6 protein-coding genes and 2 pseudogenes are annotated in these 10,305 nt (G+C 58.2%); 6 read left to right on the top strand and 2 right to left on the bottom strand.

Annotated elements, in window-relative coordinates; all coding sequences use genetic code 11:
• Window positions 1-2,970, bottom strand: a 2,970-nt coding sequence (locus ACIQ3A_RS11750; protein ID WP_396431920.1) for a hypothetical protein, incomplete at its 3' end; no start/stop codon positions are given.
• A 372-nt stretch (window positions 2,971-3,342) separates the two neighbouring features.
• Between ACIQ3A_RS11750 and ACIQ3A_RS11745 the strand changes: the two genes are divergently transcribed.
• From ACIQ3A_RS11745 to istB, 5 genes and pseudogenes are all read left to right on the top strand, one after another.
• The gene (locus ACIQ3A_RS11745; RefSeq protein ID WP_396431919.1) at window positions 3,343-4,128 is read left to right on the top strand and encodes a helix-turn-helix domain-containing protein; all 786 of its coding nucleotides are present in this window, start codon (window positions 3,343-3,345) and stop codon (window positions 4,126-4,128) included.
• Window positions 4,129-4,134: 6 nt separating this feature from the next.
• Window positions 4,135-6,453, top strand: a complete 2,319-nt coding sequence (locus ACIQ3A_RS11740) for a 7TM-DISM domain-containing protein (protein WP_396431918.1) — start codon at window positions 4,135-4,137, stop codon at window positions 6,451-6,453.
• Between the two features lie 126 nt (window positions 6,454-6,579).
• Complete coding sequence (locus tag ACIQ3A_RS11735; protein WP_396431917.1) at window positions 6,580-6,930, top strand: hypothetical protein; 351 nt, start codon at window positions 6,580-6,582, stop codon at window positions 6,928-6,930.
• A 133-nt stretch (window positions 6,931-7,063) separates the two neighbouring features.
• Window positions 7,064-8,607: pseudogene (gene istA / locus ACIQ3A_RS11730) on the top strand (IS21 family transposase).
• Window positions 8,608-8,618: 11 nt separating this feature from the next.
• Window positions 8,619-9,377 (top strand): IS21-like element helper ATPase IstB, encoded by a 759-nt coding sequence (gene istB, locus ACIQ3A_RS11725; RefSeq protein ID WP_396431916.1) that lies wholly within the window; start codon window positions 8,619-8,621, stop codon window positions 9,375-9,377.
• Window positions 9,378-9,685: 308 nt separating this feature from the next.
• On the opposite strand, the pseudogene ACIQ3A_RS11720 reads toward istB, so the two are convergent.
• A pseudogene (locus ACIQ3A_RS11720) lies at window positions 9,686-9,886 on the bottom strand (integrase core domain-containing protein); the annotation flags it as partial.
• A gap of 153 nt (window positions 9,887-10,039) precedes the next feature.
• On the opposite strand from ACIQ3A_RS11720, the gene ACIQ3A_RS11715 reads away from it, so the two are divergent.
• On the top strand, window positions 10,040-10,305 hold a 266-nt coding region (locus tag ACIQ3A_RS11715; RefSeq protein WP_396431915.1), incomplete at its 3' end, for a glyceraldehyde 3-phosphate dehydrogenase NAD-binding domain-containing protein.

Raw genomic sequence — 10,305 nt, 5'->3', positions numbered from 1 at the left:
CATGCCGCCCGCGCTGCTGGACGCCATCTGGACATCGGCATCGATAGACGCACGGTCGACGGCGGAGATGGTCACGTTGCCACCGGCCGTCCAGCTCAGGGTTGAGCCCGCTGAGGCGTCGGCCATGGGGCCGACGCTGGCCTGCGCACGCGCGCTGACCAGGTTGCTGGCCAGCACCAGGCTGGCCGAGTTGCCGGAGCCGCTGGAGGCGGCGCTGTTGCGTATGTTGGCCAGCACCTGCTCGTCGGCATCGGCGGTGACGCTAATGTTGCCACCGGCCTGCAACGATCCGCCCAGAACAGCAGCCCGCACCGATGCGGGCTGCTCTGCGCCCAAACTGCTGCCCAGCAGCGCATCGACACCCGCAGACAAAACGTTTTGCGCCTGCCAGCCTATGGTGTTGAAGGCCAGCGTCGCGCCCACTGCACTGCCACCGCCCTGGGTGACGGCCTGGTTGCTGGCCGCGATGGTCGAGGCGTTGCGGGCAGCGATTTCGGCGCTGCCGTCCACCGCCAGTGTGCTGTCCCGCACCTGGGCCTGGGAGTCGGTGAGCACCAGGTTGGTGGCGATCAAGGCGTTGGCGGCCATGGAGGAAGCGCCAAATCCGCTGGCGCCTGTGGTGACCGTGCCACTGAGCTTGGCCGCGATGCGGGCCGACTCCAGCGCCAAAACCTGCAAATCGCCTGCAGCGGCGATGCTGGCAGCTTCGATGTCGGCAGCGACGGCGCCGCGCACATCGTTGCGCACCAGGACCCCGCCCACCGCCATGGCCCCTGCCGCGCTCAGGCGGACGTCGGCCAGGATCTCGGCCTTGTCGCTGGCGCTGACCGTGACCGAGCCGCCCGCCACCACCGAGCCACGGCCCGAGGCGCGTTCAATATAAGCCTTGGTGTCACTGCGCACCCGGTTGCTCGTGAGCACCGCCGCAGCGCCCCAGGAGAGGGCGCCCAGGGCCGAGGTGGCGCCGGCCTGGCTGAGCATCAGGGCTTCCAGCGTGATGTCGTTGACCGCTGTCACCGACACTGCCGCTGCGCTGCGGATGTCGGAGCCGCTCACAAAGGCCAGGGTGTCCAAGGGGAATTCGCTGGCGTTCAGGTCTGCGCCCAGCAGGCTGCTGAGGGCCCCGGCGCCGATGTCGCCCATGCGCCAACCGAGCGCATTGAAAGCCAGCGAGGCACCAAAGGCTGAAGCTTCGGAGCCCGCCGCGCCTGCCACTGAGGCGGCCAACACGGAACTGCTGTTTTTGGCGCTGAGGGTCACGCCGCCCAGACTGACCACCACCACACTGCTGCGCTGGATGGACGCTTCGACATCGCCCAGCACCTGGTTCCAGGCCTGGCTGGCGCCCATGGTCAAGCTGAAGTCCGGGGCCAGCAATGCCCCGCCTTTGACGGCCATCGCCTCGGACTTGGCGGTGACGGTGGCGGCGCTGTGGGCGACCACCACCAGCGTGCCGGCCTCCACGCTCGAGCCCTCCAGACCCGCGTGCAGGCTGCGGTCCAGGGTGTTGCTGGCCGAAGCGTTGTCCACAGACACGCCTGCCAGAGCGCTCACATTGGCCGCAAAACCAGCGCTCTTGGCCTCAAAGCTGGCCAGATCGGTGGCCAGCAGGTGCAAGTCGTTTTCAGCGCTGAGCTTGGAGTCCGCGATCAGGGCCAGGGTGCTGCCCGTGACTTGGTTGCTCGCCACCATGGCGCCGGCCGCCAGGCTGGAGGCGTTGAGCGCATAGACCTGCACCTCGCTGGCATTCAAGTCCACCCTGGCGATGTGCGCTTGCACCTGGTCATCGACCACATTGAGCTGCACACCCACGAGACCAGAGACCACCTGCCCCTGCACGCCGCCGTCGGGCGCATCCAGACTGGCTGCGCTCACCTGCACCCGGCCGAGGGCCGCGCCCTCCGGCCCGCTGAGCGATAGGCGCGCAGCGCCTTGGCCCTCCAGCTCCCCCAGGTAAGCCAGGGTGTGGCGCTGCAGGTTGATCCGCCCCAGCCCGAGATCGAAACCCTGCAGGCTGTCGATCAGGCTGTCGCTGATGCTCAGTGAGCTTGCCACGCGGCTTTGGTCAATGGCCTCAACCAACAGGTCGACCGAACTCCCGCTGCTGCGGCCACTGATCAGCAAGGCAGCGCCGTCGCGCACGCCGGCTTGGGTGGACTGGCTGGCTTCGATGGTGACCGAGCCCGCGGCGGCGCCGCCCGCTGCGATTTCCAAGTGGCCGTAGGTGTGCGCCCTCAGGCTCAAGCCGCTGGCCTGAATGCGGGCCTGGGCGCCGATCACGGCTTCGGCGGCGGTCCTGGCGTTGATGGCCGCTTTGACCTGCGCATCCTCCAGCGTGAGCCTGACATCGGTGAACACCGAGGCTTCCAGAGTGACTTGTCCCCCGGCGAGGATCGCGCCCTCAATGCGAACCTGCGCCAACAGGTCCAGCGCGGCCGAGCCCAGCTGCGCATTGTGCGCACTGGCGCTGGCCCTGAGCGACACGTCCTCGCCTGCGTTCAAGGTCTGGCCCAAGGCCAAGACTATGGTTTCGGTCTCGACCTCCAGGGACCCGGCGCCAATGTCCACAGTCTCTATGCTCAAGCTGTCCACACCGCTGCCGCCGCGAATTCCGAGCAAAGCGCTGGGACGGGTGAACACGATGTCGTTGAAGCTTGAGCCAGACAACCTCAACTGCCCATCGCCAGCCGAGGAAAGAACAGCTGAGTCATTACCGTTGCCCAGGTCAAAAACCAGGAACATCAGCTGGTCATTGAGCAGGAGCAGCGATGAATCTGCGGCGTCTGCCAACAACACTGCGTTCTGCTCAGCGCCCCTACCAAGATCGATGAAGGTGGCAATGCCTGAAAGTTTATCGAGTTGTGACTCTGATAGCGGGAAGGCTTGCGTATGGTCAACCGCAACAATCTTTGCAGCACCATCATCCCCTGCACCTGTGGCCATCAAAAATGGCTGTGCAGATAACAACATGCGATCTTCCAAGCGCTCAACACGATCACGCGCCAGCGATTGACGGATCACGCTTTTAAGACCTGCTTTTTTAGCAGCCACTCATTACCTCTTTCTCACATGGATTTTTCGCCACAGACGAACACACCAACTCTTTTAAAGGCCCTACACATTTCAAAAATTTTGACAACCCCTCTTGATGTGGGTCATGTGGTGATCATTTCCTCTTTTGTGCTGACCCACGTTTGCCAAAACACACCAATCGTTTTTTAAATTGATTATTTCTTTAGGTTAGGGCATTTATTTTTTCGAAAAATCAAACATTTCTCCCTTTCCACCAAAAGTTGCATCACAGGAACTGACCTATGCTTAAATGTTATAAAAAGGTTAAATTTGAAAAAATCAGTCACCTCTTCTGCGCGCTTATTGGTTGTCGACGACTCGATGGCGGACCTGCGCGTGCTTACCGAAATCACCTCCAACCACGGTTGGAATATTTCTGTGGCCTTTAACGGCCAAGACGGCTACCACAAAGCCCTGATGTCGCCGTTTGACCTGATCTTGCTTGACATGTACATGCCCGTTCTTGATGGCTTTGGAACCTGTCGCTTGCTCAAAGCCAATGTCCAAACTCGCAATATTCCGGTGGTTTTTTTAACAGCCGCCGGCGATCAGGAAAGCCGGCTTACAGGGCTGCTGTTGGGTGCGGTCGATTACATCGTCAAGTCGTATGCCAACGAGGCCGAGATTGCAGCGCGTATTGCTATTTGCCTGCAAAAATCCAGCTACACGCAAGCCCCTGTGAGCGACGATGTGTCAGTCAATGAGCACTTGCCTGGTGCGGTATTGGTCAAGGCCGCTAAACGACTGTTATTGGAAGAGATTGCCAAGCCGCAAGCCGCTGCACAGCTGGCCTTGCAGCTTGGGTGCACCGAAAATCGACTAAATGATGCTTTTCGCGTCCAATACGGCCTGACCGCCTTGGGCTGGCTGCGCATGGAGCGCCTCCGCATCGGCCGCCAAATGCTTGCCAGCACCGATGCAGCTATCAACGACATTGCCATCAATTTGGGCTTTTCTTCAGGGCAAAACTTTGCCACGGCTTTTCGAGAGCATTTTGAGAGTACGCCTAGTCAGTACCGTGCTGGGCTGTGCATCCAGCGCAAACCTGAAGCTTAAATTTTCATGATAATAAATAGTTTATTTATATTATATTTAAAAGCTTCATTGCTCTTTTGTTTTATATTTTCTGCCAGCTCAAGCGGTGCGATATCGCCTATTTCAATTGGCAACCAAAGCAAAAACAACTTTACAGAGGCTGCAGAAATTTTTATTGATATATCGGGCCAACTCGGCCTTGCTGACATAGCTGCTCGCGCCGCAGAGTTTCGACCGCTAAACGTGGACGAGCAAGGCAAACTCTACAACGATCACCCCATTTGGCTGCGCGCCCGCGTGCATAACACCACTAACGAGCCCATCGAACGCTGGCTGGTATTTGACAAAACCCGAATCGAGTCGATCACCATCTACCAGCCTACTGCAAGCGGCTGGAGCCAGACTTCAAGCGGTATGAACGTGCCGCAAAAAGACAAACCCGTCAACACCATTGGCGCAGTCCTGCCTCTTAAACTTTCGGCAGGTGAGCAATCTGACGTGATACTGAGGGTACAAAGCCGAACCATCCTTAACTTGAATGTCACGGTCTGGAAAATTGTTGATTTTTTGCAAATGCGCGAAAGTCGCTTGCAAATAGAATCTTTCGCGATGGGCGGTTCAATCATTGCTGCACTGGTATCACTGACTCTATTTATCTATTCGCGGCAAAGCAGCTACCTACTGTTTTCTAGTGTGCATATTTTTTCTTCCTATGTAGTATTCAGCAGCCACGGTTTATGGGAGCGCTTCTTATGGCCCGAACACATGGCCATGCCAATTGAAATTCATTTATTGGCAGGCATTTTGGCGGTTATCAGCTTAATTTTTTTTCAACGCAACACCCTCGACCTTGCTCGCAGTGATCCCCACATGAACAAGGTATTGCTGGTGCTGGCTGGCGCTTTTGCACTGCTGATCCCCTTCTGCTTTTTTAACTTTCTGCTGGGCATTACCTTGTTCACCCACATGATTGCACTCAGCTTTCCGGTTGTGATATTCGTCGCCATCAGAGCATGGCGGCAAGGCAATGCAGGATCGGGCTACATGGTACTGACCTATGCCCTGATCTGGTTAGCCGGCACCCTGCGTGCGACGGCGTTTATGGGACTGAACACTTTCTCGTTTGCCGAAGACATCAGCATCACTTGGGCATTGCTCATGGCCACTCCCTTGATGGTGCTGACCATCCTTAAGCACGCAAGCACACTGAACGAGCAATTGATCGAAAGCAACGTACTAGCTCGCATCAAGCAAGCACTGCTGACCAAGGTCAGCCACGATTTAAGGGCGCCGCTGAACACCATCATCGGCTACGTTCACCTGTTGGCCCATGGCTCTGCCAGACTCAGCCTGCAACAGGGCATTGCTGGCATTGAGCGCAGCGCAATGCGCCTGTTAGACATGATTGAAGACCTGCTTGACCAGTCGCAGCTCGAAGCCAAGCGCCTCACATTAAGCATCCACCCCCTTAACCTCAGACCATGGCTTGAAGACCTAGAACGCGACAGCCAGCTATTGGCCGATTCAAATAAAAATACATTTATCCTCAAAATCGCCCCATCCTTAACCCCGTCCGTGCGGGTTGACGCAGTCCGACTGCGCCAAATTCTCAACAATTTACTGACCAACGCTAACCGCCATACCCACCAAGGCCAGATTGAATTGCACTGCACCTGCGAAACAATGCACAAAAGCGACAAGATTCGGATGGCATTTGCCGTGGTCGACAATGGTGAGGGTATTGAGGCCTCTGCGGTTGATCATATCTTTGAATCGTTTCACAAAGGTGCCGCTGCACCAAGCCACGAAGGCCAGCGCGCCAGCCGACTGGGACTCGGGCTATCTATCGCTCAAGACCTTACTCGCCTAATGGGAGGTGAACTTAAGGTGACCAGCAAAATCGGTGTGGGCACTCGATTTGACTTTCAAATCGAAGTTGATGCTGTGGTATTTGCCAACGCATCGACTGCCGTCGACGAAAATCCTGACAAATTGCACCAGTTCATCCACCTGCGCAACAGCACAGGCCCACAAGCTCGCGGAATGCAAAGCGGGCAAGCAGTGAATGCAGCACTTGAAAAAAACTGTTCAGAGCACCTGTCGGAGATGCCACCCAGCTCTTTCAAGATCCCTGAAGCGGCGTCACCGGTGCTTAACAGGCCAAGCCGGCAGCAAATAAAAGAATTAGCAGCTTTGGTTAGTGCGGGCCAGATTACCGATATTTTGCAATGGGGCAACGAACTCAGTTGCCAAGAACCTGCGCTTGCTGCCTTTGCCAGTGCGGTACTACAAGCAACTCAGCAGCTGGATTTTGAGAAGCTTCAAGCACTCATCGACGAAGGTTAGAGCCCCCCGTTGATTTAAAAAATAGGTTTTTGTCAGTTTCATTGACGGCCGTTTCCAGCGACCTTGCACAGACACCTCGCTGAGCCTCGGCTTTGGTCTATATTGCAAAAAATACCAAAATCACGGATGCACAAGAAATCCCTGCAGACCCGCTACCTAGAGATTCTGGAAGGTCACCATGCCGATGACCGCTGGAGCCATTTCAGCCAGCTGTTCATCACCTCACTGGTCTTGGCCAACCCCAGCGCACGCATGGAGGCCATCACGAGCAGGCCACTGCTGCTGGCGGCAGTGGGCAAGGCGGCAAGTCACGCCGGTCAGACCACGCTGTATCTCACGCCCATTCATGGCAAGGCCGACATGCTAAGAACGCTGATCGCCAATATCCGCGCGGCCTTACAGCATGTCAGGCTCACTTCTGAGCAGTTCAAGTGGGTATTCCGGAGCAACGTGACCAGTGATTCCGGTCGAACGTGACCGCTGATTCCGGGATCGTGACCAGCCATTCCGGTCATCGTGACCGGCACGCTGGTCCACATCATCGGCACGGTGTTGCGCATGTATTTCATATTTCGGCCGGGTTAGCGTCAGTCCTTTTTGCAGGACCGCTATGCCCGCCCCAAGGATCAACATGCTCAAACTCAAAGACGCACTGCGTCTCAAATTCGAGGGCCAGCAGTCCCACCAGCAAATCGCCACCGCTTTGGGCATCTCCAAAGGCGTGGTCACCAAATACGCAGGCCTGGCCATCGCCGCACGCCTGTATTGGCCCACCATCGCCGCCATGGACGAGGCCAGTCTTGAGCGGCGTTTACTGCCAGCCCCCCGGCCCAGCGACATCTACGCCCCCGCCGACTTCGGCCGCATTCACCAAGAACTGCGCCGCAAAGGCATGACGCTTGCATTGCTCTGGGAGGAATACTGCGCCGAGACGGCCGACCTGTTCAGCGCCGACCATCCGGTCAAGCCTTGGCGCTACTCCCAGTTTTGCGAGAACTACCGCCGCTTTGCCAAGAGCCTCAAACGCTCCATGCGGCAAATCCACCGGGCAGGTGAGAAGCTGTTCATCGACTTTGCCGGACCGACGCTGGAGCTGACCGGCGGGGAGCGCGCCAGCATCTTTGTGGCCGCAATGGGCGCTTCGGGGCATTGCTTTGCCATGGCCACGCCAGCTCAAACGGCGGCCGATTGGCTGGGCGCAACGGCGCAGGCCCTCGCGTTCTACGGCGGTGTGCCCCAGCTCATCGTGCCCGACAACCCCCGCGCCTTGGTGGCCCAGGCCAACCGCTATGAGCCCCGCCTGACCGAGTCGGCCTTGGACTTTGCCCGTCACTATGGCTGCTCCATGTTGCCCGCCCGCGCTTACCACCCCCAAGACAAAGCCAAGGTCGAGCTGAGCGTCCAATTGGTTGAGCGCTGGATACTGGCACGCCTTCGCAAACAACGCTTTGACAGTGTGCAAGATGTCAACGAGTCCATCGCCCCCTTGCTGACGTACCTGAACGAGCGCGCCTTTCAAAAGATGCCCGGCTGCAGGGCCAGTATGTTTGCCCAGATCGATGCCCCGGCTTTGATGGCGCTGCCCACCCAGCCCTGGGAATGGGCCGTCTTCAAGACCGTGCGGGTGCATATCGACAGCCACGTCGAGTTTGAAGGCCACCGCTACAGCGCCCCTAACGCCTTGGTCGGGCAGGTGCTGGAATTGCGTGTGACAGCCCAAGCGGTGGAGATGCTGCACCGGGGCCAGCGGGTGGCCAGCCACAGACGATGCGCACACAAAGGAGGATTTACCACCACGCCAGAGCACCTGCCCGAGCGCCACCAGGCGCACGCACAGTGGTCGCCCGAAAGGCTACTGGCATGGGGCGAGCGCATTGGCCTGGCTTGCGCCCAAACGGTCCAATTGATGCTGCAGCGCCCGCGCCACCCCGAGCACGCTTACCGCGCTTGCTTGGGTTTGCTCAGTTTGAGCAAACGCTATGGCGACCAACGACTGGAGGCGGCTTGTGCCATGGCACGCCAAGTGGGCACCACCAAGTTCTCACACATCCGGGACATTCTGGTCAACCGCCGAGACTTGGTGCAGCCCAGCGCGGCCAGTGACTGGAGCAGCCCCTGCACGCCCATGTGCGCGGCGCTGGTTATTACCAGTGAAGGGGCCAGACATGATGATGAACACAACACTGGATCAATTGCGCGGGCTCAAGCTGGTGAGCATGGCCCAGGCGCTACAAGAGCAAATGCAGCAAAGCGGCATCAGCGCCATGAGCTTTGAAGAGCGCCTGGCCTTGCTGGTAGACCGGGAGGTCCACGGCAAGCAAGACAGGCGCTGTGCCAAATTGCTCAAAACTGCACGCCTCAAATACCCGCAAGCCATGATCGAAGACTTGGACTGCCGGGCCTCACGGGGGATTGACCGTGCCACGGTGATGAGCTTGACGCTGGGGCCTTGGGTGAGCAGCGGCCACACTGTGTTGATCACGGGGCCAACGGGTGTGGGCAAGTCTTGGCTGGGCTGTGCGCTGGCCCAGCACGCCTGCCGCCAGGGGCACAGTGCGTTCTACCAACGGGTACCACGCCTGGGCGAAGAGCTTCGGATCAGGCACGCCAATGGCACATTCACGCGCTGGCTGGACATTTTGAAGAACACGGATGTGCTGGTGCTCGATGACTGGGGCTTGGTGGGGATGGATGCGCAAACGCGTACGGACTTGCTGGAGATGATCGACGACAGGGCGGGCAGAAAAGCCACGGTCATCACCAGTCAGTTGCCCATTGAGCATTGGCACGAATGGATCGGTGACGCTACGGTTGCTGACGCGATGCTGGACAGGATCATGCAGAACCACCATCGGCTGACCCTGACGGGTGAGTCACTTCGCAAGGCCAGACCAAGTCAAAAAAGGGAGGAAAACCAGGGCTGAAAACGACGGACCCCTAAAATCAAAGCGCGCAACATCGCCATCGGTCACGATCACCGGAATCGGCGGTCACGTTCGCCGGAATACGCAGTTCAAGACGACAGACCCATGGGCCGTGCTGATGCGCTACGTGAAGTGGACCCCAAAGTCAGGACAGACTTGATAGCAGTTTAAGTTGCACTCCACTTCTCGCAGCTGGTCGGCGCTGCCCCGGTTTTTGCCTTTTGTATTGCAGGCTCAATCTCGATTGAGACTTCCCCGGCCGCAGTCTCGCTGGAGCGCAGCGCAACCGGGAATCTCTCTTGGCTCCGGTATTTGTCCACGATCATCGCACCACCACCGCTGGACGTCTGGTGAACCTCTTGCGGTGTTTGGTTGTCCAGTGATTGGTGCGGGCGTTCGGTGTTGTAGAAGGCAAAGTATTTCGTCAGGCCCACCAGCAGCTCGCCCATCGTGGCATAGCCGTTGAGGCAGATGTCTTCATGCTTGACGCTCCTCCAAAGCCGCTCCACAGCGAGTTCCACAACAGTTACAAACCCGAAACAAACCTTCATCACAGCCGGGTTTTGTAACAAAGTTACTGAAAATGTCTTAGGATGGTTACATGTTCGGTTGGCCCGCTTCTGGGTGCGGCCCAAGACAGCTTCCATGAAAGTGAGACAGACATGACCACCAAAATCGGGATCAACGGGTTTGGCCGCATCGGCCGCATGGTGCTGCGCGCAGCGGTGCAAAATTTCGACGACATCGAGATCGTCGGCATCAACGATCTGCTGGAGCCAGATTATCTGGCTTACATGCTGGAATACGACAGCGTGCATGGCCGCTTCAAAGGCACGGTGGCTGTGGAGGGCAACACCCTGGTGGTGAATGGCCACAAGATCCGCCTGACGCAAGAGCGCGACCCGGCCAACCTGAAGTGGCACGAAGT

The sequence above is a fragment of the Limnohabitans sp. genome (genome assembly GCF_044361985.1).
Taxonomy (GTDB): Bacteria; Pseudomonadota; Gammaproteobacteria; order Burkholderiales; family Burkholderiaceae_C; genus Limnohabitans_A.
Note: the sequence above shows the minus strand (reverse complement) of the source record. Positions and strands in the feature narration are given on the sequence as shown.